At 58.8% G+C, this 26244-nt stretch carries 20 protein-coding genes; 5 read left to right on the forward strand and 15 right to left on the reverse strand.

Translation table 11 applies throughout. The features are described from left to right. Window positions 1-12 precede the first annotated feature (12 nt). From fdhE to fdnG, 4 genes are read right to left on the reverse strand one after another with little or no spacing between them, the layout of a single operon-like run. Window positions 13-939 (reverse strand): formate dehydrogenase accessory protein FdhE, encoded by a 927-nt coding sequence (fdhE, locus tag ACM6IR_RS05925; protein ID WP_414906833.1) that lies wholly within the window; start codon window positions 937-939, stop codon window positions 13-15. Window positions 940-943: 4 nt separating this feature from the next. Then, window positions 944-1597 (reverse strand): formate dehydrogenase subunit gamma, encoded by a 654-nt coding sequence (locus tag ACM6IR_RS05930; RefSeq protein ID WP_414906834.1) that lies wholly within the window; start codon window positions 1595-1597, stop codon window positions 944-946. After that, window positions 1594-2529, reverse strand: a complete 936-nt coding sequence (fdxH, locus tag ACM6IR_RS05935) for a formate dehydrogenase subunit beta (protein WP_414906835.1) — start codon at window positions 2527-2529, stop codon at window positions 1594-1596. The genes ACM6IR_RS05930 and fdxH overlap by 4 nt, the downstream gene beginning before the upstream one ends. Beyond that, a complete protein-coding gene (gene fdnG, locus ACM6IR_RS05940) occupies window positions 2530-5595 on the reverse strand; it encodes a formate dehydrogenase-N subunit alpha (RefSeq protein ID WP_414906836.1) in 3066 nt (1021 codons plus the stop codon). A 290-nt stretch (window positions 5596-5885) separates the two neighbouring features. On the opposite strand from fdnG, the gene ACM6IR_RS05945 reads away from it, so the two are divergent. Beyond that, window positions 5886-7040, forward strand: coding sequence for a MalY/PatB family protein (locus ACM6IR_RS05945; RefSeq protein ID WP_414906837.1), 1155 nt, complete (start codon window positions 5886-5888; stop codon window positions 7038-7040). 522 nt (window positions 7041-7562) lie between these two features. Here the strand turns inward: ACM6IR_RS05945 and ACM6IR_RS05950 are convergent. Next, a complete protein-coding gene (locus ACM6IR_RS05950; RefSeq protein WP_414906838.1) occupies window positions 7563-9101 on the reverse strand; it encodes an ATP-binding protein in 1539 nt (512 codons plus the stop codon). A 147-nt stretch (window positions 9102-9248) separates the two neighbouring features. Here ACM6IR_RS05950 and ACM6IR_RS05955 point away from each other — a divergent pair, with 147 nt between their 5' ends. Next, entirely contained in the window at window positions 9249-10001 is a 753-nt protein-coding gene (locus tag ACM6IR_RS05955) for a DJ-1/PfpI family protein (RefSeq protein WP_414906839.1), read from the forward strand. Here ACM6IR_RS05955 and ACM6IR_RS05960 read toward each other — a convergent pair. Both ACM6IR_RS05960 and ACM6IR_RS05965 read right to left on the reverse strand, forming a co-directional pair. Beyond that, window positions 9977-12265 (reverse strand): ATP-dependent DNA helicase, encoded by a 2289-nt coding sequence (locus ACM6IR_RS05960; protein WP_414906840.1) that lies wholly within the window; start codon window positions 12263-12265, stop codon window positions 9977-9979. The genes ACM6IR_RS05955 and ACM6IR_RS05960 overlap by 25 nt on opposite strands. Beyond that, window positions 12262-13866 carry a VRR-NUC domain-containing protein gene (locus tag ACM6IR_RS05965; protein WP_414907292.1) on the reverse strand — a complete coding sequence of 535 codons (1605 nt, stop codon included), beginning with the start codon at window positions 13864-13866 and terminating at the stop codon, window positions 12262-12264. Before ACM6IR_RS05965 ends, ACM6IR_RS05960 begins: the two co-directional genes overlap by 4 nt. 273 nt (window positions 13867-14139) lie before the next feature. Here ACM6IR_RS05965 and ACM6IR_RS05970 point away from each other — a divergent pair, with 273 nt between their 5' ends. After that, the gene (locus ACM6IR_RS05970; protein ID WP_414906841.1) at window positions 14140-14364 is read left to right on the forward strand and encodes a YgdI/YgdR family lipoprotein; all 225 of its coding nucleotides are present in this window, start codon (window positions 14140-14142) and stop codon (window positions 14362-14364) included. Window positions 14365-14458: 94 nt separating this feature from the next. Here the strand turns inward: ACM6IR_RS05970 and ACM6IR_RS05975 are convergent, their stop codons facing one another. From ACM6IR_RS05975 to ACM6IR_RS05995, 5 genes are all read right to left on the reverse strand, one after another. Beyond that, a complete protein-coding gene (locus tag ACM6IR_RS05975) occupies window positions 14459-14917 on the reverse strand; it encodes an REP-associated tyrosine transposase (RefSeq protein WP_414906842.1) in 459 nt (152 codons plus the stop codon). 92 nt (window positions 14918-15009) lie between these two features. After that, entirely contained in the window at window positions 15010-16095 is a 1086-nt protein-coding gene (locus tag ACM6IR_RS05980) for a polyamine ABC transporter substrate-binding protein (protein ID WP_414906843.1), read from the reverse strand. A 53-nt stretch (window positions 16096-16148) separates the two neighbouring features. Further along, window positions 16149-16490 (reverse strand): cupin domain-containing protein, encoded by a 342-nt coding sequence (locus tag ACM6IR_RS05985; protein WP_414906844.1) that lies wholly within the window; start codon window positions 16488-16490, stop codon window positions 16149-16151. A 43-nt stretch (window positions 16491-16533) separates the two neighbouring features. Next, complete coding sequence (locus ACM6IR_RS05990) at window positions 16534-17940, reverse strand: NAD(P)/FAD-dependent oxidoreductase (protein ID WP_414906845.1); 1407 nt, start codon at window positions 17938-17940, stop codon at window positions 16534-16536. Between the two features lie 50 nt (window positions 17941-17990). Next, window positions 17991-18806, reverse strand: a complete 816-nt coding sequence (locus ACM6IR_RS05995; protein ID WP_414906846.1) for a helix-turn-helix domain-containing protein — start codon at window positions 18804-18806, stop codon at window positions 17991-17993. A 264-nt stretch (window positions 18807-19070) separates the two neighbouring features. On the opposite strand from ACM6IR_RS05995, the gene ACM6IR_RS06000 reads away from it, so the two are divergent. Continuing rightward, complete coding sequence (locus tag ACM6IR_RS06000; protein ID WP_414907293.1) at window positions 19071-19343, forward strand: DUF1652 domain-containing protein; 273 nt, start codon at window positions 19071-19073, stop codon at window positions 19341-19343. A 150-nt stretch (window positions 19344-19493) separates the two neighbouring features. Here the strand turns inward: ACM6IR_RS06000 and ACM6IR_RS06005 are convergent, their stop codons facing one another. Then, complete coding sequence (locus ACM6IR_RS06005; RefSeq protein ID WP_414906847.1) at window positions 19494-21968, reverse strand: UvrD-helicase domain-containing protein; 2475 nt, start codon at window positions 21966-21968, stop codon at window positions 19494-19496. Between the two features lie 236 nt (window positions 21969-22204). Between ACM6IR_RS06005 and ACM6IR_RS06010 the strand changes: the two genes are divergently transcribed. Continuing rightward, window positions 22205-22900 carry a pirin family protein gene (locus ACM6IR_RS06010; protein WP_414906848.1) on the forward strand — a complete coding sequence of 232 codons (696 nt, stop codon included), beginning with the start codon at window positions 22205-22207 and terminating at the stop codon, window positions 22898-22900. A gap of 168 nt (window positions 22901-23068) precedes the next feature. Here the strand turns inward: ACM6IR_RS06010 and pgm are convergent, their stop codons facing one another. Together pgm and ACM6IR_RS06020 are read right to left on the reverse strand one after the other, a co-directional pair. Then, a complete protein-coding gene (gene pgm / locus ACM6IR_RS06015) occupies window positions 23069-24715 on the reverse strand; it encodes a phosphoglucomutase (alpha-D-glucose-1,6-bisphosphate-dependent) (RefSeq protein ID WP_414906849.1) in 1647 nt (548 codons plus the stop codon). A 108-nt stretch (window positions 24716-24823) separates the two neighbouring features. Beyond that, on the reverse strand, window positions 24824-26224 hold the full coding sequence (locus ACM6IR_RS06020) for a PLP-dependent aminotransferase family protein (protein WP_414907294.1): 1401 nt from the start codon (window positions 26222-26224) through the stop codon (window positions 24824-24826). Between the last annotated feature and the right edge of the window lie 20 nt (window positions 26225-26244).

The raw sequence follows: 26244 nt of genomic DNA on the forward strand, positions 1-26244 counted from the left end.
TAGCCGCTGTGCTCAGTCTGCCCCGGGGGCGAACAACAGATTCGGCGCCAGTCGCTGGTAGCCCTCCTGCTCAAGGCGCATGTCCAGCATGAGACTGGTCAGGTCCGTCGACAGCGCTTCGGCGTCGGCGTCGTTCTCCAGGTAAAGCAGTTTCAGGTAGCTGTTGCAGCCAGGGCACACCTCGGCCCGCAACGGAGCCTGATCGGCCGCGTGACGGTCGTCATCGAGGCTGACGTATTCGAGGCCTTTGCTCTGTTCGCAATACACGCACTTGACCCGCACTACATGCCATTCGCAAGCACACAGCGAACACACCAGATAGCGCAAACCGTTGTATTTGCCGCGATGGCGAATCACCCCGGCCATGGCCGGCGAACCGCAAGCCGGGCATTGACTGAGGCTGTCACCGGGTTTCAGCGCCAGGTCTTGCGTGCACAACAACCAATGACTCCAGGCGGCCTGCAATGCCGCGCCGAGAAACGGCACCGCAGCGGCTGGCAGCAGCGAATATTGACCGCTGAGCAAGGCAATCGCCCAGGCTTTGCGTTGACCGTTATTGGCGTTGCGCAACGCGGCGACCGCGTTCTCTATCGCAGAACCCGGGCGTGCCAGGAAACGCTGCAACACACCCTCGAGGTACGGCAGCCAATGCTCCTCACGCACCAACGAGTCGGCGGCAAACGGTGGCAAGCCGTGTTGCTGACAAAGGCGCAAGCGTTCGGGGTCGAGTGGCGTCGCAATCGACGGATCGTCCATCAGGCTCTGCTGTATGTGACAGAGCTCCGCCACTAGCCGCAGGTACTCGGCCAATGGATGCCCGTCAGCCAGTTTTTCCAGGCGTAACGCACGCAAGGTGAACAGGTTGTGCGGTGGCAAGTGCAGAAACGGCGGTGAACTCGCCGCCGCTTCGATCTCTCCAGGCTCAAGAATCGTCGCCAAGTGCTTATCCTTTTTTGCTGATCGGCCGGTCGGGGTTTTCGTCACGGGTCACTTCGCGATACCACAGTTCATGGTGTTTTTTCGCCCAGGCGCGGCTGACCCAGCCATGCTGCATAGCGCTGACCGATCCTTTGATCCAGATGCCGGCATAAATATGGACGATGATGCTCAGCACCAGCACAAACCCCGCCAGCGCATGCAACAACATCGCCCAGCGAATCGTCGTGATGCCAAAGTACAGGCTGAAATACGCGCGCCAGATCACCAGTCCGCTGAACAGCAGCACCAGCATGCAGGCCAGCAACGTCCAGAACAGCAGCTTTTGCCCCGGGTTGTACTTGCCTATGGGGGGCACGCCCTCCTCTTCGTTTTTTATCACCCGCCCTACTCGCCGCAGCCACAGCCCGTCGTTGCGGATAAAAAAGTTCGCCCGCCAGAAGCTGATCACCAGGCCGAGAAACAGCACAAACATCACCACACCCATGAACGGATGCAAGATGCGCGTCCACGGACCGCCACCGAACAGATTGCTCAACCAGAACAGCGCTGGATGGAACAACGCCAGCCCGGACAGCGCCGCCATGAAAAACAGGATCGCCACCAGCCAGTGATTGGTGCGCTGGTTTGAGGTGTAACGAAGGATCTGTTTACGGATCATGGTCTGTCCTCCCCACGCGGATCATAGGTGTGCACCGACGGATCGACTTCATGCACCGCCGGATCATTAACCGTCGGATGCTCATCTTCCTCAACGAGCTGCGGACCAGTCCGTACGTAGTGGAAGAACCCGGCCAGCACCGCCGCGCCCATGGCCAGCAAGGCCAAGGGTTTGCTCAGCCCTTTCCACAAACCCACCAACGGACTGATCGCCGGATCTTTCGGCAGCCCGGCGTACGCTTGTGGTGTGTCGGCATGGTGCAGCACGTACATCACGTGAGTACCGCCCACCCCGGCCGGGTCGTACAATCCGGCGTTTTCGAAGCCCCGGCTTTTCAGGTCGACGATGCGCTCGGCGGCATGTTCTTTCATGTCCTCCTTGGTACCGAACACAATGGCGCCGGTCGGGCAGGTTTTCACGCAAGCCGGCTCCAGCCCCACCGCCACACGGTCCGAACACAGCGTGCATTTGTAGGCTTTGTGGTCTTTTTGCGAAATTCGCGGGATGTTGAACGGGCAACCCGTGATGCAATACCCGCAGCCGATGCAATGGTCCTGATCGAAATCGACGATGCCGTTGGCATGCTTGATGATCGCCCCCGGGCTCGGGCAGGCCGCAAGGCAACCCGGTTCGTCGCAATGCATGCAGCCGTCCTTGCGGATCAGCCATTCCAGATTCCCGGCATCGGTTTCATGCTCGGTGAAGCGCATCAAGGTCCAGGTTTCTGCACTCAGGTCCTGCGGGTTGTCGTAGGTGCCGAGGTTGTGGCCGACCTCGTCGCGCAGCTCGTTCCATTCCGAACAGGCGACCTGGCAGGCCTTGCAGCCAATGCATTTGGTGGTGTCGATCAGCTTGGCCACTTCCTCCTGATTGCGCACCGAAGACGGGACAGTCGTGGTAGCCGAACGGGCGATGATGTCTTGGCTGGCCATCTAGATTTTCTCCACATTGACCAGGAACGACTTGGATTCCGGGGTCTGGGTATTGCCATCGCCGAGGAACGGCACCAGGGTGTTGGTCAGATAGCCGTGACGCGTGAGCCCGGTAAACCCCCAGTGCAACGGGATACCGATGTGATGCACCACCTGGCCGTTGACCTGCAGCGGACGAATCCGCTTGGTCACCACCGCCACCGCTTCGATGAACCCGCGCTTGCTGCTGACCCGTACTTTGTCACCCGCGACAATGCCCTTTTCCTTGGCCAACACTTCGCCTATCTCGACGAATTGTTCTGGCTGGGTAATCGCGTTGAGCTTGCAATGCTTGCTCCAGAAGTGGAAATGCTCGGTCAACCGGTAACTGGTCGCGGCATAGGGGTAATCCTTGGCCACGCCGAGGGTGTCCCACACCGAGTCGAAGATCCGTGCCGCCGGGTTGCTGGTGGCTTTCTTGTTGGTCGGGTGCAGCGGGTTGATGCCGATGGGTGTTTCAAACGGTTCGTAGTGCTCAGGGAATGGCCCTTCGTTCATCTTGTCGACGGCGAAGAACCGCGCCACGCCTTCGGGGTTCATGATGAACGGGTTCATCCCGGCTTCCGGCGGCGAGTCGACCTTAAAGTCCGGTACATCGGTGCCGGCCCAGGCCTTGCCGTTCCACCACACCAACCGTTTGTTGTCCGCCCACGGTTTGCCTTGCAGGTCGCATGAGGCACGGTTGTAGAGAATCCGCCGGTTCGCCGGCCAGGCCCAGGCCCAGCCCAAGTGTTGCTTCATGCCGTACGGATCGCTGTTGTCGCGCCGGGCCATCTGGTTGCCCATTTCGGTCCAGCTGCCGCAGAAAATCCAGCAGCCAGACGCGGTGCTGCCGTCATCCTTGAGCTGGGCGAAACCGGCCAGTTGCGTATTGCCCTTGACCGCGGCCCCCGTGGCGTCGGTGAAATCGGTGGTGGCGTAGCCGTTGATTTCCTTGGCCAGTTCTTCGGGTGAAGGATCGTCGGGTATTTTGTACGGCCACGACAATTTCAGGATCGGGTCTGCAAACGCACCGCCATCGGCCTGATAACGCTTGCGCAGGCGCAGGAACAACTCGCTCATGATCTTGATGTCGGTCTGTGCTTGTCCCGGGCCGTCGGCACCTTTCCAGTGCCATTGCAGCCAACGGCTGCTGTTGACCAGGGAACCGTCCTCTTCGGCGAAACAGGTCGTGGGCAGGCGAATGACTTCGGTCTGGATGTTGGCGCTGGTCACGTCGTTATATGGCCCGACGTTTTTCCAGAACTCCGAGGTTTCGGTGGACAGTGGGTCCATGACCACCAGCCATTTAAGCTTGGCCAGCGCCGCCATCACCCGGTTTTTGTCCGGCAACGCCGCAATCGGGTTAAAGCCTTGGCACATGTAGCCGTTGACCTTGCCCTGCCCCATCAGGTCGAACATTTTAAGGATGTCGTAGCTGGGGATGTCGAGTTTGGGCAGGTAGTCATAGGCCCAGTGGTTCTCGGCGCTGGCATTGTTGCCGTACCAGGACTTCATCAGGCTGACATGGAATTTTCCGTAGTTTTGCCAATACGACAACTGCCCTGGCCGCAACGGTTTTAGCGTCCGTTTGGTGATGTAGGCGTTGTAGTCCTGCTCGCCATCGGTGGCCAGGGTCAGGTAGCCGGGCAGCGAGTTGGAGAGCAAGCCAAGGTCGGTCAGGCCCTGGATGTTGGAGTGCCCGCGCAAGGCATTGACGCCCCCGCCCGGCATGCCGACGTTGCCCAGCAGCAGTTGCACCATGGCCGCGCTGCGAATGATCTGCGAGCCAATGGAATGTTGGGTCCAGCCCAGCGCGTAGAGAATCGTCATGGTCTTGCCCGGTTGCGAGCAGGTGGCGATTTCTTCCCAGATCTTCTTGATCGCGTCCACGGGCATGCCGCAAATCTGGCTGGTCAGGTCGATGTTGTAGCGGCTGTAGTGGGTTTTCATCAGCTGATAAACGCAACGCGGGTCCTGCAATGTCGGGTCGACTTTGGCAAAGCCGTCCTCACCGACTTCATAACCCCAGCCGGATTTGTCGGTATACAGGCGTTTGGCGACGTCGTAACCGCTGAAGATCCCGTCCTCGAAACTGAACCCGGCTTTGACGATGAACGACACATCGGTATAAGCCCGCACGTACTCGTGCTGGATCTTGTCTTCGGTCAACAGGTAATTGATCAGCCCGCCCATGAAGGCGATGTCGGTGCCGGTGCGAATGGGCGCGTAATAGTCGGCCACCGAGGCGGTCCGGGTAAAACGCGGGTCGACCACGATCAGCCGCGCCTTGTTGTGCGCCTTGGCTTCGGTCACCCATTTGAAACCGCACGGGTGCGCCTCTGCTGCGTTGCCGCCCATCACCAGGATCAGATTCGCGTTACCGATATCGGTCCAGGTATTGGTCATGGCACCACGGCCATACGTCGGGGCAAGACTTGCCACCGTCGGACCGTGTCAGACACGCGCCTGGTTATCGAACCCCAGCATGCCGAGACTGCGAATAACCTTGTGGGTGATGTAGCCCGCTTCGTTGGACGCCGCCGAGGCCGCGAGGAAGCCGGTGGTCAGCCAACGGTTCACCGTTTGGCCCTGCGCGTTCTTCTCGATGAAATTGGCGTCGCGGTCGGCCTTCATCAGGTCGGCGATGCGATCCAGCGCTTGATCCCAGGAGATGCGCGTCCACTCGGTACTGCCGGGCTTGCGCACCTGCGGGTACAGAAGGCGGCTGGGACTGTGAATGAAGTCCAGCAGGCCCGCGCCTTTCGGGCAGAGCGTGCCGCGATTCACCGGGTGGTCGGCGTCGCCCTCGATGTGGATGATGCTTTGGGTGACGTTTTTCGCCTGGTCGCCCTGGCTGTACATGATCAAGCCACAACCGACCGAGCAGTACGGGCAGGTGTTGCGGGTTTCATGGGTGTGGGCGAGTTTGAAATGACGCACTTGCTCGGCAAAGGCTGGCGCGGGGAGCAAGCCCAGCGCGCCGAGGCTCGAGCCCGCAAGGCCGATACCGGCGACCTTGAAGAACTGACGACGGTTGAGGTCCATCGTGCACTCCTTGATTAGGTAGATACCCGGTATTTTTGCCGGGTTTCTCTGGGCAAACACGGTCACGGCAGCTTGACTGCCGACACTACAAACTTTAGTCAATGGTAGAACTGACTGCCTGAAAACCGACCGTCGGGCGCTATCACATCAACTGTAGGAGCGAGCCTGCTCGCGAAGGTGTGTCAGCTACTTTGGTGTCGACTGACACACCTTCGCGAGCAGGCTCGCTCCTACAGGGGGTTGGCGTTTATCATGACCGCCATAACCAACCTGCTGTTACGAGACTGAGCATGACTTTCGATTTTGATCAGGTGTTCGACCGCCACAACACCGGCAGTACCAAGTGGAGCCGCTACCCGGCGGACGTGTTGCCGATGTGGGTGGCCGACATGGACTTCGCGGCGCCGCCGGTGATCCGCGAGGCCCTGCAAAAACGCCTCGAACATCCGATGCTCGGCTACAGCGTGCCCCAGGATAATTTGCGCGACGCCATCGTTGCCGACCTCTGGAACAAATACGCCTGGCGCGTATTACCTGAGGAGTTGATCTTCCTGCCGGGCGTAGAGTCAGGTTTCAACATGGCCCTGAAGGCGCTGGTCCAGCCGCAGCAGAACGTTGTGGTTCAGGTGCCGAATTACCCACCGCTACGCCACGCGCCGGGGCATTGGGGGCTGAACAAGGTCGAGCTGAATTTCGAGGCGCTGGCTGACGGCACGTATGCCACGCCGCTCGCTACCTTGAGCGAGTCCCTGGCCGGCGGCGGCGCGTTGCTGCTGAGCAACCCGCACAACCCGCTGGGCAAAGTCTTCCCGCGTGAAGAACTTCAAGCGATCGCCGACATTTGCCAGGAACAGGACGCGTGGATCATCTCTGACGAGATCCATGCCGAACTGTGTTTCGACGCACGCGTGCACATTCCCACCGCCACCCTGAGCCCGGAAATCGCCCGGCGCACCATTACGCTGATGTCGGCGAGCAAGGCTTTCAACATTGCCGGTCTGAAGACGTCTTTCATGATTATTCAAGACGCTGCAGTGCGTGCGCGGGTCAACCACGCCCGCTGCGGCATGGTCGACAGTGTCAACCCGCTGGGTATGGAAGCGACTCGTGTGGCCTACACCGAAGGCGGCCCTTGGCTGGCTGGATTGAAGGCTTACCTGCAAGACAACCGGGATTACTTGGTGGAGGCGGTGCGCACGCGTCTACCGGGTGTAACGATCAATGTGCCACAAGGTACTTATCTGGCATGGCTCGATTGCTCGGCGCTGGGGCTGGATAACCCGCAGCAGTTCTTCCTTGACGAGGCCAAAGTCGGTTTGAGCGCGGGGCTGGATTTTGGCGATGACAGCCAACAGTTCGTACGCCTGAACTTTGGCTGCCCGCGCGCCTTGCTTGAAGAAGGTATTGCGCGGATGGAGCGCAGTTTGCTCCAACGCAAGGTCTGAACATAAAGGTTTCGCAAGACAAAGCAGATCAATGTGGGAGCGAGCAATCCCATCTTGCGATCGCAACCGTAGCAGCTGGCGAAGCCTGCGTTCGGCTGCGCAGCAGTCGTAAAGCCATTCAACCACGGTGCTTCAGGAAGACCGTGCACACAGGGTTTACGACTGCTGCGCAGCCGAACGCAGGCTTCGCCAGCTGCTACGACGACACGCCTCTAGAGTCCGGCATACTAAATGAACCCCGGACAAATCTTCCTCCCTCCATACGTTAAGCGCCCATTCATGGGCCGCTGAGGAGGTCGTCATGTCCGCACCTGAGGACACGGAAGTGTTTCCTCAGGCCAAAAAACTGCTGGGAACTGGCTGCAAGCCACTACTGTAGGAGCGAGCTAGCTCGCGATGGACTCAAGAGCGCTGCGTTTAGCCAATTATCGTTGACGACCATCGCGAGCAAGCTTGCTCCTACAATGGCATTGTCGGCATATGCCGGGCCTGGTTTTTTTTCAGGTTCAGCCTGAGTCATCGTCACTTCATGGTCGACGCTATGACTTCCACCAGATTAAGTTGGGTAAAGGGTTTCGATAGGCGCGGCAGGTCCGCCGCAAAGCCTTCCAGGCGCTCGGCGTAACCGGTGGCGAGAATGATCGGCAGGCTCGGCTTCATGAACCGGATCGTTTGTGCCAGTTGCGCGCCATTCATTTTTGGCATGGCCATGTCCGTAATAACCAGATCGATGTCTTGCCTGGCTTCGAACAGTGCCAGCGCTTGTGCACCGGACGCTGCACTGATGACCCGGTGCCCGAGGTCTTCAAGCAACAGGCCGGTACTGGTGAGCACCAGGCTGTCATCGTCCACGATCAACACGCACAGCCCGGACACGGGTGTCGCTTTGGCCGCGTCGGTAACGGGTTTGACGACCGATGCAGTGGTAGCGACGGGAATCCAGAGTTCAGCCGTTGTGCCTTCGTTTATTAGACTCTTGAGAACGAATTGCCCGCCCAGTTGCTCGATAAAACCGTGAACCATCGACAGGCCCAGGCCCGTGCCTTTACCGACCCCTTTGGTGGTAAAGAACGGGTCCATTGCGCAGCCCAGGGTGTCGGCATCCATTCCGTCGCCCGTGTCGGTGACGCTCAGGCAGACATACCGGCCAGCGACCACCGATAACGTTGTTTGATCGCGGACGTCTTCCACCCTCGCACTGATAACGATCTTACCGCCATCGGGCATCGCATCGCGGGCATTGGTCACAAGGTTCAGCACCGCCAGTTCAAGCTGATTGACGTCGGCCATGACCGGTCCGAGGTCAGGTGAAAAGTGTGTTTCAAATATCACTGAAGGCCCGAGAGAACTGCGTAACAGGCCGCTGATCCCTTCCACCAGCGTCGGTAATTCCACCGATTCGAACTTGAGTTCCTGACGCCGTGCGAACGCCAGCATGCGTTGGGTCAGGGATACGCCGCGCATGGCCCCCTGAGTGGCGTTGTCGACCAGCCGGGTAATCTTCGGATCATCTCCCACGCGTTTGCGGATGATTTCCAGATTACCGAGGATGACCGTCAGCAAATTATTGAAGTCGTGGGCAATACCGCCGCTGAGTTGACCAACGGCCTGCATTTTTTGCGCCTGGAACAACGCTTCACGAGTCTTTTCAAGAGCTTGCTGTGTTTGTGTCGCCTCGGTGATGTCGCGTGTGATCTTGGCAAACCCCAGCAACTTGGCCGACGGATCAATAATCGGATCAATCACCACGTGGGACCAGAAATGCGAGCCGTCCTTGCGCACCCGCCAGCCTTCGCCCTCGAAACGTCCCTCGCGAATCGCCGTATCCAGCGCACGTTGGGGCAACCCTGCACGGCGATCCTCGTCGGTGTAAAAGCGCGAGAAGTGCTGACCGAGAATCTCCGCCTCTTCAAACCCCTTGAAACGCTTGGCCCCGGCGTTCCAACTGGTGATGATGCCATCGGGGTCAATCATATAGATCGCGTAATCAATCACCGCATCGATCAACAGCCGAAAGCGCCCGTCCTCGATAGAACCGGGCTTGGACTGGATATCAGTCATCGATTACACCTGTCATTGTTATCTGCACGAAGTTTGCGACAAACCGCAGGACTGCAAAGCCACAATACTGTTGAACAGTAGAGCGTGGGTTTCGTTCCATTTATGCTCGATGCCAACAGCCATTACTGCTCGATAAAAGGCGTCCCGATGATCCTGATTCTGTTGCCGACCTCGGACTATGATCCCACCGAAAGCAGCGTGCCCTGGCAGGCGATGCGCCTTGCCGGCCTCGACGCGCGCTTCGCAACGCCTGCGGGGTTGCCGGCCTATGCCGACGCCCGGCTGGTGGATATCGGCTTTGGTCCACTGAACCCGCTGCTGATGACGCGCGACGCCGACCTTGAGAGTTACGCCCGGATGAGCGTAGACGATTGGTTTCGCCGGCCACTGGCCTATGCCGACGTCGACCCTGAACAATTCGCCGGGCTGCTGATTCCGGGCGGGCATGCCAAGGGTATGCGCAGTTTGCTCGAATCCGAGCAGGCCCGGGCGATTGCCCTGCACTTCTTCAAGGCAGACAAACCGGTAGCCGCCGTCTGCCATGGCGTGCTGGTGTTGGCCCGCACGCTCGATCCCGACAGCGGGCGTTCGGTGTTACATGGGCGCAAGGTCACCGCGTTGCTGGCGGCGACCATGGAGTTACCTGCCTGGGTAATGACAGCGCCCTGGCTGGGTCGTTATTACCGCACGTATCCGCAAACCGTTGAGGAAGAAGTCACGGCTGCGCTGTCCAGCCCAACGGATTTCCTGCGGGGCCCATTGTTAGCGGTGCGTGATTCGGCAGACCGGCTGCAACCCGGTTTCACAGTCCGTGATGGCCAGCTGTTGACCGCGCGCTGGCCCGGAGACTGCCATCGCTTCGCTGCCGATTGGGTTCAACTGCTGACCGGTACAGCGTGACAAATCGCTGGACTCACCGTCCACCAACGCGGCAATAACTGCTTCACCTTACTGTCACCAAACCGGTCATCAATCAACATCACAACTCCCTGATCATGCTGAGTGCGGATCACCCTCCCCGCCGCCTGGATGACTTTCTGTACACCGGGAAACAGGTAGGTGTAGTCATAACCGGCCCCGAAAATCGCCGCCATGCGATGTTTCAGCTGCTCGTTGACCGGGTTGAGTTGAGGCAGTCCAAGGGTGGCGATAAACGCACCGATCAGTCGCGCGCCGGGCAAGTCGATGCCTTCACCAAAGGCCCCACCCAGCACCGCAAAACCGATGCCCTGGCTGTCGGCGGTGAACTGGTCGAGAAAGGCCTGACGTTGCCCTTCCCCCATGCCTCTGGACTGCGACCACAGTTTGATCTGCGGATGTGTCTGCGCCAGTAACTGCGCCACTTGCTGCAAATAGTCGAAGCTGCTGAAAAACGCCAGGTAGTTGCCAGGGCGTTGCGTGAATTGCCGGGCAATCAGCTCGACAATGGGCGCAAGCGATGACTGACGATGGACGAACCGCGTGGAAATCTGGCTGATGATGTGGACGCGCAACTGATCGGCGTGAAACGGTGATTCGACATCGATCCACACCGTATTGGCCGGTGTCCCCAGCAGGTCGGCGTAATAGTGACGCGGGCTCAGCGTTGCAGAAAACAGTACGGTACTGCGTGCAGCCGTCAGGCGCGGGCGGATCAACCCGGCGGGTACCACGTTGCGCAAGCACAGTTGCGAGAGATTGCGCTTGCGGTCGAGGTTGCGCTTGCTGATGTCGAACAGGAACTGCTCATCGAAGAGCTCCGCCACCCGGCTAAATTGCAGCATGTCGAAATAGAAGGTCTGTAATGCGTTGTCCAGACCCTGCGGGTGATCGTTGAGGTAGTCGCCGATGCTGGCCGTGCAAGCCGACAACGCCTGCAACAGCTTTTCCGGCGCCTTGTCGTAAGCCTGATAGGCGCCCGTTTGCAGATTATGCAGGGCGTTCCACTCTCGATTGACGCGCTGCAACGATTTTTTTAATGCTGGCGGGGGCGATTTGCGTACGCCATTGAGCGTCGCCTGGTCGAGGCTGGCGCTATACATCTGCCGGCCGCGCTCGACCAGGTTGTGCGCCTCATCCACCAGCACCGCAACGTTCCAGTTGTTGGCCTGGGCCAAGCCGAACAGCAACGCGCTGAAATCGAAGTAGTAGTTGTAATCGGCGACCACCACATCTGCCCAGCGGGCCATTTCCTGGTTCAGGTAATAGGGGCAGACGTCGTGTTTCAGGGCCACCTCGCGCAATGCGCTCTGATTCAACAGCGCCACCTCACTGGCGGCTTGGCGAGCAGCCGGCAAGCGATCATAAAAACCCCGGGCCAGCGGACAGGCGTCGCCATGGCAGGCTTTGTCCGGATGCTCGCAGGCTTTGTCCCGGGCAATCATTTCAAGTACCCGCAATGGCGGCGTATCGGCGCTATCAAGAATGACCTGCGCAGCGTCCAGTGCCAGTTTGCGCCCCGGGGTTTTCGCGGTGAGGAAGAACACCTTGTCCAGTTGCTGCGGCGCCAGAGCCTTGAGCATCGGAAACAGCGTACCCACGGTTTTGCCGATCCCTGTGGGCGCCTGGGCCATCAGGCAGCGACCGGTGCTGGCCGCCTTGAACACCGATTCCGCCAGGTGTCGCTGCCCCGGTCGAAAGTCGGCATGTGGAAACGCCAACTGCTGCGCCGCGCTGTTACGTGATTCGCGATGGGCCATTTCCCGCTCGGCCCAGTGCAGGAACAGCGCGCAATGCTGCTCGAAGAACTGTCCCAGCGCTTCGCTGCTGAATGCCTCGACCAAACAGGTTTCCTTTTCGCTGGTGACGTCGAAGTACACCAGCGCGAGATTGATCTGCGCCAGATCCAGTTTCTGGCACATCAACCAGCCGTAAATCTTGGCCTGTGCCCAGTGCAACTGGCGGTGATTGGCCGGTTGCTTGCTCAGGTCACCGCGATAGGTTTTGACTTCTTCCAGGCAGTTTTGCGCGGGATCGTAGCCGTCCGCCCTGCCCTTGATCTTTAACGTTTGGTACGCGCCTTCCAGCGCGACTTCACTCTGGTAGCCCTCGCGGCGGCGCGATGCCACCGTGCGGTGCCCGACGATCCCTTCCAGGGCCGTGGGCGACGGGGTAAAGCGCAGGTCGAGGTCGCCAACCTTGGCGGTGAACTCGCACAACGCCCGCACGGCAATGCTGTAGCTCACGCGTCCTGCTCCAACCATTGCACGTAGCAAACGGCAATCGGCATCTGGTGTTCATGGCAGAACTCCAGCCAGCGCAATTGGTTGTCCTGCAGGCGATCGCCGGGGCCTTTGACCTCGATCATGCGGTAGGTCTTGTCCTGCGGCCAGAACTGGATCAGGTCCGGCATGCCGGCGCGATTGGCCTTGATGTCGAGCAGCAGGCGATTGAACCAATGCTTGAGATGGTCGGCCGGCAGGCAATCGAGCGCCTGATCGAGCAGTTCCTCGCTCAACACGCCCCAGAACACGAACGGCGACTGCACGCCCCACTTCGCGGTAAAGCGCTCGCGGATCGTCTGGACGTAGCGACCGTCATCGAGTTCAGCGAGGCACGCCTGAAACAGGTCCGCCCGGCGAACATGGAAGTCCTCGTTCAGAAGGTCCACCGGCCCGCGCTGGAACGGGTGGAAAAACGCGCCCGGCAAAGGCGCGAAGATTGCCGGCCAGCACAGCAGGCCGAACAATGAATTGATCAGGCTGTTCTCGACGTAGTGCACCGGTGCCGAATCTTCAGCCAGCTGCGCCTGAACGTAATGTTCCACCGACAGCGCGGGGTCGACTCTGGGCAGTTGCAGGTCCAGGCGCACCATTTCCCTAGGGGACGACCGCTTGATCGCCGGACCGCCGAGTTTGCGTCGCAAACGGGGCAGTACCCTCTGCAATTGCTGCTGTTCGGCAGCACTTTCCGGCGCTTGCTCGGCCTGCGTGGCCAGCCCCAGCGCCAGTTGATACTCGGCGCAGCGTTCCAGTACGCGAATCAGCCGCACGCGCGCGCCCGGATAGGCGCAGTCACGGTAGATCGTCAGGGCCGTGGAAAACGCCGCGATGCGCTCGCAGTGTTGACCGATCTGAAACAACAGCTTGCCGCGACGCCTTTGCAGCCAGGGGTTGGACAGCACGAGTCCGTTGATGCGCTCGACAACCTCGGCCACCGCCTCACCGGCCTCGAAATCCTGCTGACAGTCATGAAGGAACAGGCAGGCGTCCACATCCTCGCGGCTGCGTAACCCCCGGGAGTCGGCGCAGAACTCGACTTTTTCATAGGTAAAGATGCCAAGGTCGGCCAGCACGAACTCGGACCAGTCCTGGTAAAGATTGCCAAAGAACATCAAGCGCAGACGGTCGCACAGGCCCATGATGGTCAGGCTGAACAAACGGTCTTCCAGTGGCGCGCACCACTGAGCGAAGGCCTGAGCTTCGGGGAACCGCTCGCTCAACGTCGGCAGCCAATCCGTCTTTTTGCCCTTGGGTTGATCGATGACGGCGCCAAAACACTGGAGTATTTCAGCCTTGAGCAGCACATCGAACAACGCCTCGATCGGCAGCGGACAATGCTCATCGATCCAGCCCAGCGCCAGCAAGGGGCCAGCGGCAAGAGCGATGTCACCAATCTCGACGTAATGCAGCTTGCTCGCACGAAAATGAATCCCCTTGCGCATCACCATCCGCACGCATAACGCTTTAGAATCGCGGGGCAGCCGATGGAAATCGCGGATAAAGCCCAGCTCCTCGACGCTCAATACGTCGGCATAGCGATGCTCAAGCCAATCAATCACTTGCATGAAGTTGTTCAAGTAGTAGAACGGATCGTCGAGAGGATTTTCAGTCACGGAGTCAATGGGCCATGGCAAGCGAATACTGGTTATGCGTACAGATACCAGTACGCCCTGCCACGTGCAAACGGAAAAAGATAAGCGGCGGCGCTGTTCGGTTTTTTTCGCAGACCTGTCGAACTTTCTGACGATCCATCGCACCAAACGCGTTAGAGCTACAGTGAAGATGAAGCTCGTTCGAAGCCGTCGCACTGTGTTTTTTTTGAATTATGAGAGGTGGGTATGAACATCAAGACTCTGGGTTTGCCCCTGGCAGTAGCGGCCTTTCTGGCCCTGACCGGGTGCTCGACGCCAACGGTGGTCACTCTTCAAAACGGCACCCAGTATTTGACCAAGGACATGCCTAAAACCAAGACCAAGGACGGTTTCTTCGAGTTCGAAGATATTTCCGGGGCCAAGATCAGGGTCAACTCCAATGACGTGGCCACAATACGTAAGGAAGATTAACTAACCACGACCGCTACGCGCCCGAACGCAGGCTGCGCCACTCTGTAGCAGCTGCCGAAGGCTGCGTCCGGCTGCGCAGCAGACGTAAATACCATTACAACCAACACGCATCCCACAGCGGGTAATCGTGAACGCGTGTCACCAGTCCTGCCCGTACGGGATTGGCAATCACATAGCGAGCAAGCCCTTTCAGATCCTCCTCCCGGCGAACTGCGCGATCATGGTAACCCTTCTGCCATAACCTCCCTCGCCGCCCTAACGCACAATTGACCGCAAGGCTGCTTCGGGATTTTATTCGGCACATCAGCTCGGCCAACGTTTTGTCGCGCAGTTGCACAAGGCAGTGGAAATGGTCCGGCATCACTACCCACGCTAAAAAATCGGCCCATCCTTCTTCTTGTGCCTGACGCAGCTGCAAAGCAACCAACCTACCCATCCGCCAGTTGGCAAAAAACGGCTGCCGCTGGTGAACGACAGCCGTTAGCAAATAGATACGTCCAGGTTCAGAAAAACGGCCAACGCGCAGATTTCCCGCATTCAGACAGACAGGCATTCCATTGCCTCCTCATCAATAGATAGCAGGTCTGGAATCTACAGCGCTGCCTGCTCGCCCGACTGACTGGAATGGCTACAAAATATGAATCATCAACTCCCCGTCCGAATCTTGTTCCACACCCGCGTGCGAATCCGGTCGATGTTCAGCGGCATCGCTTCCAGCGCAAACAATTTGCCCATCATCTCCGCGCTCGGATAAACCTTGGTGTCGTTTTTGATGGCGGGATCGATCAGGCTGTCGGCCTGTGCGTTGCCGTTGGCATAGTGAACGTAGTTGCTGATGCTGGCCATGACGTCCGGGCGCAGCAGGTAGTCCATGAAGGCGTAGCCGGCCTTTTCGTCCGGGGCATCGGCCGGCATGGCGACCATGTCGAACCAGATAGCGGCGCCTTCCTTGGGAATCGAATAGCCGATGTCGACCCCGTTATTGGCTTCTTTGGCGCGGTTTTCGGCTTGCAGGATGTCGCCGGAGAAGCCGACCGCCACGCAAATGTCACCGTTGGCCAAGTCGCTGGTGTACTTCGAGGAGTGGAAATAGCTGACATAAGGCCGGACTTTCATCAGCAGCGCTTCAGCTTTTTTGTAGTCTTCAGGATTCTTGCTGTGATGCGGCAGCCCCAGGTAGTTCAACGCTGCCGGCAGCAATTCAGGGCCATTGTCGAGAATGGCCACGCCGCATTTTTGCAGCTTGGCCATGTTCTCGGGTTTGAAAATCAGGTCCCAGGAATCCACCGGGGCACTATCGCCCAACACCGCTTTGACCTTGGCAATGTTGTAACCGATGCCGGTGCTGCCCCACAGGTATGGGAAACCGTGTTCGTTGCCTGGATCATTGGTTTGCAAAGCCTTGAGCAACACCGGATTGAGGTTTTTCCAGTTCGGCAATTGGCTCTTGTCGAGCTTCTTCAGCGCCCCGCCCTGAATCTGGCGCGCCATGAAATGGTTGGACGGGAACACCACGTCGTAACCGGATTTGCCAGTCATCAGCTTGCCGTCGAGTGTTTCGTTGCTGTCGTAGACGTCGTAGCTGAACGCGATGCCGGACTCCTTCTCAAAGTTCTTGGTAGTGTCCGGGGCGATGTAGTCCGACCAGTTGTAAATCTTGACGGTCTCGGCCGCGTGGCTGAGGGTCGCGACGAGTGCAAGTGGCGCCAGGGTCAGTGTCTTTCGGATCATGAGTCGATTCCTGTGTGGTTTTTTTTGTTGGCAGGCAATCAGAAGTTCAAAAATCAAGAAATCAAAACGTAGGTCTTGCGCACGGTGTCCTGGATATCCCAGACGCCGAGGCTATTGGCTGGCAACATCAGTGCGTCGCCGGCTTCTATGTACAAGGTTTCACCGTCGTCCGGGGTGAAGGTGCAGCGTCCCTGGATGAAGTGGCAGAACTCCTGGGCAACGATCTGTCGCCGCCAGCGCCCGGGCGTGCACTCCCAGACACCGGTTTCGACACCGTCGTCGCGTTCGACGCTGGTGGTCGAAGCCACTGCCACGGGCGTGCCCAATGGCACGGCGACCGGGCTGGATTCGTCCAGTTTCAGGGTTGCAGTGTTCTTGAAATGCGTGATGCTCATGGGAGTACCTGTCGATGAAGCCTATAGATGAAGAGCGCGCCGTTTAGTGCATGAAACCTTCCATGAACCCCGCCACGCCGCTGGCCAGCTTGCGGCGCCATGGCGCGGTGGCCGGGTTGGCCAGGGTCTGGTCCTCGTGGACGAAGCTGCGGATGATCGCGTTGTAGCCGAGCCAGCGGCAAGGTTCCGGCTCCCAGGCCTTGAGCGCGTCGAGACCACCCTGCGGGATGACCCACGGCTGGCGCACCAATTCGGTGTCGCGCTTCAGGATCATGTCCGCCAGCGTCCGCCCGCCGAGGTTACTGGCGCCCACGCCCTCCCCGCCATAACCGCCGGAAATCGCAATGCCGCTGGCCTGATCGCAAAGCATGTGGGGCTTGAAACGTCGGGACATGCCCAGATTGCCGCCCCAGGCGTGCGTGATCCGCACATTCTTGAGCTGCGGGAAAAGTTCGCCAAACAGATAGCGTCGCAGTTCCACTTCGTGGGAGGTCAGGTTGAAATCATGGCGAAGCTTGCCGGCGAACTGATAACCGCCGCGTGCGCCAAACACCAGACGGTTGTCTGCCGTGCGCTGGCCGTAGGTGACCTGACGACTGCTTTCGCCGAAGGCCTGGCCGTGACTCAGGCCGATTTCGTCCCACGTCGCGGCGGACAGCGGCTCGGTGGCGACGATCAGGCTTTGCACCGGCAACTGATAACGCCCCAACGGCGGCAAGTCGACCGCATACCCTTCAACCGCCGGGACGATCCAGCGGCTACGGACCTGGGCCCTGGCTGTACGCAAGCTACCCGACTGCCACTGAGTGACCGGGCTGTTTTCGTAAATCCTGACGCCCATGCGTTCCACGGTCCGCGCCAGACCTCGCACCAACTTTGCCGGATGGATCGTTGCAACGTGCGGTGCATAGATTCCGCCATAGGGCTTGGCGATTCTGATCTGTAACGCCAGTTGCTCAGGGCTGAGCCAGCGGTAATCGCTGTCGGTCAGGCCCTGGCGGTAGAGACTGTCCAGATAGTGCCGCAGGCTGGCTTCTTGTTCCGGATAGCGGGCGGCGCAATACAGCGCCCCGCCTTTTCGGTAATCGCAGTCAATGCCTTCACGTTCAAGGACAGTCCCGACTTCATCAGGGATGTTGTGCAGTAGATCAAAAGACGCCCGGCGCTGTTCGGGCGACAAATCAGCGAGCAGGCGATCTTCGCCCAAAATGTTGCCCATCAACCAGCCGCCATTGCGCCCTGAGGCGCCAAACCCGGCGATTTGCGCTTCAACGATGGCGATGTTCAGGTCCGGGGCCTGGCGCTTGAGGTAATACGCGGTCCACAGGCCGGTGTATCCCGCGCCGATGATGGCAACGTCGACGTCCAGATCCTGCTCCAGCGCCGGACGCGCCAGCAATGGCTCGTCGAGTTGGTCCATCCACAAACTGATAGTGCGCCACGCCGGCATGTATGACTCCGCCACTCAAACTTCGATGGCGATGATCCTAGTGCGCGGACTTAGAGGCTGTCTTGCGCGCGTGCACGCAAAGAAATTTGTTTGACGTAGGCTTTGGGCGAGAGCCCGGTGTGCTGACGGAAACAGCTGTAGAACGCCGACAACGAATTGAACCCGGCGGCAAAGGCCAGATCGTCGATACGCAGCGGCGGCGTGGCGCTGTCCAGTGCCGCAAGCAGATGCTGCAACCGCGCCCGGTTGACGTAACGGTAGAAACTTTGGCCGAGCACTTGGTTCAGCAAATAGGAGATTTGATTGCGGCTGTACCCGCACTCCTTCGCCACCTGCTGCAGGTCAAGCTCAGGGTCGAGATAAGGTTGTTGCTGCTGGAAGTACTGTTGCAGGTCTTCTGCCATGAAACTCAGCTGACGTGGCGACAACCCAAGCCGACTGACGGCCGGGCGCGAGTTTGCGGCTGCGCTGCTTGAAGGCTGTTCGCGCACCAGCGAGGCATATTCGTTGACGCGCCAGATCAACCCGTCACGTACTGTAATGGCCTCACTGGAGCGGAAAGACACCAGCCCTTCGCCGCCGCGCAACGTCATTTGGTACTGGATGAACGCAGTATTACCGTCGAGGCGAATACGGTCCGAATGCTCCAGTGCTTCGTCGGGGTTGCGGGGCATGCTGCTGCGCACATACTCGCGTAATTCGTCCAGCGCCATCACTCGGTTCTGGAAAAAGTCATTGTATTGGATGTCCGGGTGATACAGCGCCATGACGCCGTCCAGGTCCCGGTGTTTCCAGCACAGGTGGTAACGCATGACCGTCTCGCCGGTAGCTTGTGTTTGCTGCGGACCATCCAAATCGGCGTGCATAAAGGACTCGGCGAGAAAAAAGGCCGAGCTTGCCGAAGAACGGCTGTGGCTTCAATGACTAATCAATCTTCACTTTTCGCGACAAGCCCGGCTTTAAGTGACCCGCATCAAAAATGCGCCGGCAATCGCTAAACGGACTGAAAATTCCACAATATTTTCACATCCGGGTGCTACTTTTAATGGCAGACACCGGTTGAGCCAATGAAGGCTCTTCCCTCCTCACGTGAGCTAATGGACGCGCTCGATGAAGAAGGCGGGCAACATATGAATAAAGGGTTTAGCAAGGTCACTTTTCCAAACGCCTGTCAGCTGATGCGCTGGCATTTTCATCCCATGGGATTCGAGGCGAGCATGGATGCGCCGGGCAGTATGATTGCCCGTCTGTTTGACCGTGCCACGGGCGAGACCATGATCGCCATTGCCGGCATCCCCTGTGCACCTGTCATGAATGCTGCAGATGTGGAGCTAATAATTGAAGCGGTGGAGGATGAGCTTGAAGCGTTCATTCCACCAATGACTCTTAGGAGTTATGCCTGACGCTTCAGGCAAACCTATAAAAGCCCACATAATGTGGGCTTTTTCTTGTTCTCAAAATCAAGATCGCAGCCTGCGGCAGCTCCTACATGGGAATTGCGTCCCCCCTGTAGGAGCAAGCTCGCTCCTACAGAGGCTGCGATCTTTTGATGCTTACGCCATTGTCTTGCCTTCTCGATGATCAGCAAAGAACGCCTTGCCCTTGCCAATCCGGTCAGAGGCTTTCGGCAGATTCACCGCCTGGGTGTCCTGAGCATCGACATACCAGTAGCAATGACTCACCGCCCGAGTGATGCCAACGTAAGCCAGTCGCAGGATCTCGTCTTTCTGAGCAGTGTCGTAAGCCTCGCTATCGCCGACCTTGCCCAAACCCGCCATACGGTAAACCTGATTTTTGTAAGGCGAACTGGTCAGATGCTGGCAATCTCCAAGCAAGAACACTGCGTCAGCCTGAAGGCCCTTGGCGCTGTGATAGGTCAGTTGTTTGAGCCTTCGCGCCTCGTATGGCAAGCTAGAATCCACATTAACTACGGACTTAATATGCTCTTCTATCAATAACTTATCGCTGCTTTTTCGATAAAGCATCAAGATGGAATCGCCCTGTCTGTAGTGTTCGATCAAACGCTTGGCCATGCCCTGATCATCCCGATCATGCACGTTCACCGGCAGTAAAGCCTTGGGCTCGCCGCCGGCCTTGGCCTTTTTGCCGGCGATCGCGGGGGCCGCGCGAACGATGTGTTCGGCGGCATCGATAATGTGCTGGTGGCTTCGATAGTTGTCGCCGAGCATGACTTTGGTGGTGCTGGGCGATGGGAATTCCTTGTTGAACTCCATGAAGTACGTCGGTGAGCTACCGCGCCAGCCGTAGATCGACTGCCAGTCATCGCCCACACAGAGCAATGACGAACGCTGGGCGCCGCGCCCCACGTGCATGGCCGGTCCACGACTGCGGATCTCTGCCAGGCTGGCTCGGATCCAGGAAACGATCTGCGGCGACACGTCCTGAAATTCATCGATCATCAGGTGCGACATCGGTCTGAGCAGCTCATCGCCCAGCAGCTTCAGATTTTCCGGGGAATGCTCGCTGAACAAGGCAAACATCCGGTTGTACGTCATGATCGGGGGCTTCTGATCCAGCAGATGATCTTCCAGCGCCCTCCAGAACAGGCTCAAGGCCTCGAAGAAAAACCGGTCGGGATCGTCCTTGGCAAAACTCATTTGACCGACGGCGTTCGGTACATCCAGCCCCAGGTTCTCGATAAACCCCGCGGCGGCAACAAAACAGTCCAGCAACGGCGCAGAACCAAGCTCGCCCTTGACCTTGTAATCGAAACCCGGCCCCGCGCTGGCATCGCCAGCAATCGAGGCCAGCACTCGCCTTGAAGATTCGTAACTATCAAGCCATATCAATGGTTTACGACAGAAAGCTTGAAACAACGTGCGCTTTACAGCCCACTCTGCCCGCAAGGTCAGTTTTGCGTTGGGACGACTGAGCTGTGGATTTTCCCGAGGATCGAAACCCAGTACGACCCAGGCGTCCAGACTCGGGATGTAGCCATGGCAATGAAACGTCGAGCCGTTAATGTCGAACGACTGGCGATTCGGCTCGATGCCCTTGATCGGCCAGGCATTAGCGCGAAACCACAGGTCTTCAATGGCGTCGCAAAGCTCTTCGTCTCGCTTGGCGGCCAGTTCGGTAACGGCCATGCGCTTTTGCACGTCCGGATGATCGCGCTCCAACTCCTTGAGCTGCAAGGCATGCCGCGACAACGGCTTGATCGCATCGCGGAAACGCTCATCGCGGGCATGCAGGTTGTGGTAGCAGGCGTTGAGCTGCTGGCGCTGGGCGTCGTTGATTCGCAGGTCAAACGGATTACTGTCGACCTCCTCATCACCTTGTTGTAAGCGCAGACTGAGGTTTTCGAAGGCTTGCAGCCGCTCAAAGCCTGGCAGGCTGCGAACCATCGGCAGAATACGCGAGTGAAAGGTGCGAACCAGATCCCGCGCCTCTTTGACACTGAGCATCCGTCCCCAAAGTGCAAACAACTCGACCAGCTTATTAATGAAGTCCTTGCGCGACTCACGGGTAAACGTCACGACCGTCATCGAACTCAGCTCGAAGCCCAAATAATGGGTGAGCAGCAGAATGCGCAGGACCAGAGTCGTTGACTTGCCCGCACCGGCGCCGGCGATTACAGACGTTGAAGGCGTATCGCTGAAGATCATTTTCCACTGCGCGGCGCTGGGCTGGGCGTGTGGCGCAAGCAATCGGGCGACATCGGCCTTCATGCGCTTTTTCAGCTCAGCGCTCAAGGGCAGGCGCCAATCATCGAACAGGTTTTCATCGACTTGAGGTGGCCGGTGTTCGGTGGAACGCGAGTCCCGTATCAACAAGACCTGCCGGCCCTCCTCCAAACCCTCGAGCTTGCCCTCTTTATAGCCATAATCCACTCCGGCGCTGTGACCACTGCGGAAGCCGTCGGCCTGACCGTGCAGCCAGGACGCGCGGTGTTGTGCGCGCAGGCGGGTCAGGCCGTGGCCAAAGAACCGGGCGGCCAGACGCTTGAGCAGTGGCATCTCAGCCAAGGGGCGAAGTTCAGGAGGAAGATCGGGGGTGTGTTGCGGCACGCGGACTGTCTCCAGGGTGTGAGGCTGTTGGGGCTATGGTGTCTGCATTTGCCGTCGAGTTCTAGTGAAATGCTTATAGCTCATTGGCTTATACGATGAAGTGAAGGTTGGCCGAGAACATTTCGAGGTGAACCAATATCAAATTTATCGATTGTATTGAGGCACTTTTTACGCTTTTTATCGATCAGTTCTTGATGGATGATGTTCGCCATCAACCCTCTTTTCAGGAGACGATCATGCTCGAACTCAGACCTTTCAACGCCCTGGGCGGCGCGCACCATGGCTGGTTGGATGCGCATCACCACTTTTCGTTCGCCGAGTACCATGACCCAAAACGGATGAATTGGGGCAACCTGCGAGTGTGGAACGACGACGTGATTGCCTCCGGCACCGGCTTCCCGAAACACCCGCACCGGGACATGGAGATCATTACCTACGTACGTGAAGGCGCGATCACCCATGAAGATAACCTGGGTAACAAAGGACGCACCGAAGCGGGCGACGTCCAGGTCATGAGCGCCGGCACCGGGATCGCCCACAGCGAGTACAACATGGAAGCCACCGAAACCAGGATTTTCCAGATCTGGATCATTCCGAATGAAACCGGTCTGGCACCCTCGTGGGGCGCGAAGCCTTTCCCGAAAGGCCAGCGCGAAGGTTTCGTGACACTGGCCAGCGGCAAGGCCGGTGACGATCAAAGCCTGCGGATTCGTGCCGATGCGCGACTGGTGGCGGCGAACCTCAAGGCCGGAGAGTCCGCCGAGTATCATCTGGACAGTGGACGTCGTGCCTACCTCGTGCCGGCCACTGGCGTGATTGAAGTCAATGACTTGCGTGCACACGCTCGCGATGGTGTTGCGATTGCGGATGAGCAGGTGTTGCGAGTGACCGCCATCGAGGACAGTGAAATTGTTCTGGTGGACCTGGCTTGATGCTGTAAACACTGTGTCAAAAAAAGGGGCGGCCGTAATAGTCGCCCCTTTTTGTTCGTGCTATCGCCTTCGCGGGCAAGCCTCGCTCCTACGGGATATGTGTCGTCCACAACAACGTGATCGACGCAACTCTGTAGGAGCGAGGCTTGCCCGCGAAGAGTCCCTCAATCACTTCGCAGAAATAGCGCCATCCACCAGGGTTTGAGCCTCTGCCACCAGTTGCTTGAGGTGGTCGTCACTCACAAAGCTTTCGGCGTAGATCTTGTAGATGTCCTCAGTGCCCGACGGACGTGCTGCGAACCAGCCATTTTCGGTCATGACTTTCAGGCCGCCGATGGCCTGGTCATTCCCCGGCGCGTGGCTGAGGATGCTTTGGATCGTTTCGCCAGCCAGTTGGGTCGAGGTGACCTGATTCGGCGACAACTTGCTCAGCAGTGCTTTCTGCTCAGGATTGGCCTTGGCATCGACGCGCACCGAAAACGGTTCGCCCAACTCGTCAGTCAGTGCACGATAGGCTTGGCTTGGATCACGACCCGTGCGGGCAGTCATCTCCGCCGCCAGCAGTGCCGGAATCAAGCCATCCTTGTCGGTGCACCAGACGCTGCCATCCTTGCGCAGGAACGAGGCACCGGCGCTTTCTTCGCCACCAAAGCCCAGCGAGCCGTCAAACAAGCCATCAGCAAACCATTTGAAGCCGACCGGCACTTCGTACAGGCGACGACCCAAACGTTTTGCGACGCGATCGATCAAGCCGCTGCTGACAACGGTTTTGCCCACGGCCGCATCGGCGCGCCACTGCGGCCGGTTCTGGAACAGGTAGTCGATCGATACCGCGAGGTAGTTGTTCGGCGCCAGCAAACCACCGGACGGCGTCACGATGCCATGGCGATCATGGTCGGGGTCACAGCCGAACGCCACATCGAAGCGCTCTTTGAGCCCGATCAGGCCCTGCATGGCGTGAGTGGACGAAGGGTCCATGCGGATCTGACCATCCCAATCGACGGTCATGAAGCGGAAGGTTGGATCGACCTGCGTGTTCACCACGTCCAGATCCAGCTTGTAATGCTCGGCAATCGCCGACCAGTAGCGCACCCCTGCTCCGCCCAGCGGATCGACACCCAGCCGCAGCTTGGCATCGCGAATGGCATCGAAATCGATCACGTTGATCAGGTCGGCGACATAGGTATTGAGGTAGTCGTGTCGATGGGTCGTACTGGCCTTCAAGGCCTGCTCATAGCTGATGCGCTTGACGCCGGCGAGCTTGTTGGCGAGCAGTTCATTGGCTTTTGCTTCAATCCACTTGGTGATGTGGGTATCGGCCGGCCCGCCATTGGTTGGGTTGTATTTGTAGCCACCGCTTTGCGGCGGGTTGTGGGACGGCGTGATGACGATGCCGTCTGCCAGACCCGAAGTACGACCGCGGTTATAGCAAAGAATCGCATGGGAAATAGCGGGCGTCGGCGTGTATTCGTCGCCTTCGGCAATCATTACCGTCACGCCATTGGCCGCCAGCACTTCCAGGGCGCTGGCACCTGCCGGGGTAGACAGCGCGTGGGTATCGATGCCGACGAACAACGGGCCGTCGATACCTTGGGCTTCGCGATACAGGCAGATCGCCTGGCTGATGGCCAGAACGTGCCACTCGTTGAAACTCAAGTCGAACGAGCTACCCCGGTGCCCGGACGTACCAAAGGCTACGCGCTGGGTGGAGATGGCGGCATCGGGCTGGCCGGTATAATAAGCCGTTACCAGTCGCGGGATGTCGACCAACAATTCTGCCGGTGCCGGTTTGCCCGCAAAAGGACTGAGTGTCATGCAAAACCTCTGAGAGAGTGGTTCAGGAATAGGGATGCAGTTTACTGGCAGTTTGACCGTAACGCGATGGGATCGATCCACGTGTGTCGCGGATGTTTTGGCGTTGCCTCAATCGATCGATTCCAGGCGCAGGGCAGTCCCCAAAAGGCCCAGTGCGGCACTCAGGTCATGATCGCCGGCGAAGGTATGACTCAGGCGTAAATGTTGCGTGTGCAGCCCTTGAAGACTGAACAGTTCTCCCGGCGCGATCACCACCTGGTGCTTGAGCAGGCGCTGGAACACGCGACGAACATCAACCTGGCGCAGTGAACGCACCCAGATCGTTGCACCGCCCTGAGGCTCGACGAATTGCAAGGCATCGCCCAAACGCTCCTGCAACAGCTGAGTCATCTGCACCTTGCGATCCTTGAGCAACCGCCGTAACACCTGAAGGTGCTGGTCGATACGTCCGCTGCTGTAGAGACGAGCAATGGCTTTCTGGCGAATGGGTGACAGGCGGAACGAGCGCAGCAGAAAGTGGCGTTGCAATTCCTCGCGCAGATGCCGCGAGAGCAAATAGCCGTAAGGTGCCTCCGGCCCGATGATTTTCTCGAAGGTGGAAAACACCAATAGCCGATTCGGGTTCAGCAGGTCACGAAAGCGCAGACTGTCTGGCTCGAATCCGAGCTCCCCGTAACAGTCGTTCTCCAACACCCAACTGCCGTGTCGCGCCAGCAACTGCGCGACGGCCTGCCGGTTGTCATCGGGCGCCAGGCTACCGCGCGGCATATTCAGCCCGGAAGACAGCATCACCAGTCGCACCGGCTCCGACTCCAACAGTTCCTTAAGCCGCTCAAGGTCCAGGCCATCGTTGGCTTCTACCGGCAGCTCGAGCACTCTGACGCCCGCGGCCTGGAGTAAACGCAGAATCGCCCAGTCACACGGCGATTCCACCACCATTGTCGCGTCTTTGAGGCTCAACACCGCGATCAGTATTTCCAGCACGCCGCGAAGGTCTGCGCCGATATAGACATCGTCGGCATGCCAGCAGCGCACTGGCGACGTGGTATAGCGTGCCGCCAGTGCGGCACGCAGTTCCAGTTCGCCGCAGGGTTGCGAAGCCGGTTGCGGCTGGCGCGGATACTGGCGCAACAGCTCCCTCTCAAGGAGCAACAACGGACTGTCGAGCGGTTGCAACAACGCCGGCTCATCGGCACTCAAAACCAGCATTCCGGGACGCCTGGCGTTGACGTAGACGGTTTCGAGCAGGTCATTGCCGCTGCTGAACGTGTTGAGGGTGGACACCGCAAAGGCGTAGTAGCCGGACTTGGCGACCGAATACACGCGCCCTTCCTTCTCCAGTAGCGAGTAAGCGTACTGAATGGTCGAAATCGACACCCCCAGGCGTGCTGCCAACTGCCGCAGCGATGGCAGACGGACCCGATCTTCGCTGGCGGGCTCGCCGATCAACTGGGTCAGGTATCGATACACCGCTTGATACGCAAAGTCGGTTTCTCGAGGCCCTTTCATGGGCAGTGGCCGAATGCAGC

Source organism: Pseudomonas sp. IT-P253 (assembly GCF_949768125.1).
In the GTDB taxonomy this organism is placed as follows: Bacteria; Pseudomonadota; Gammaproteobacteria; order Pseudomonadales; family Pseudomonadaceae; genus Aquipseudomonas.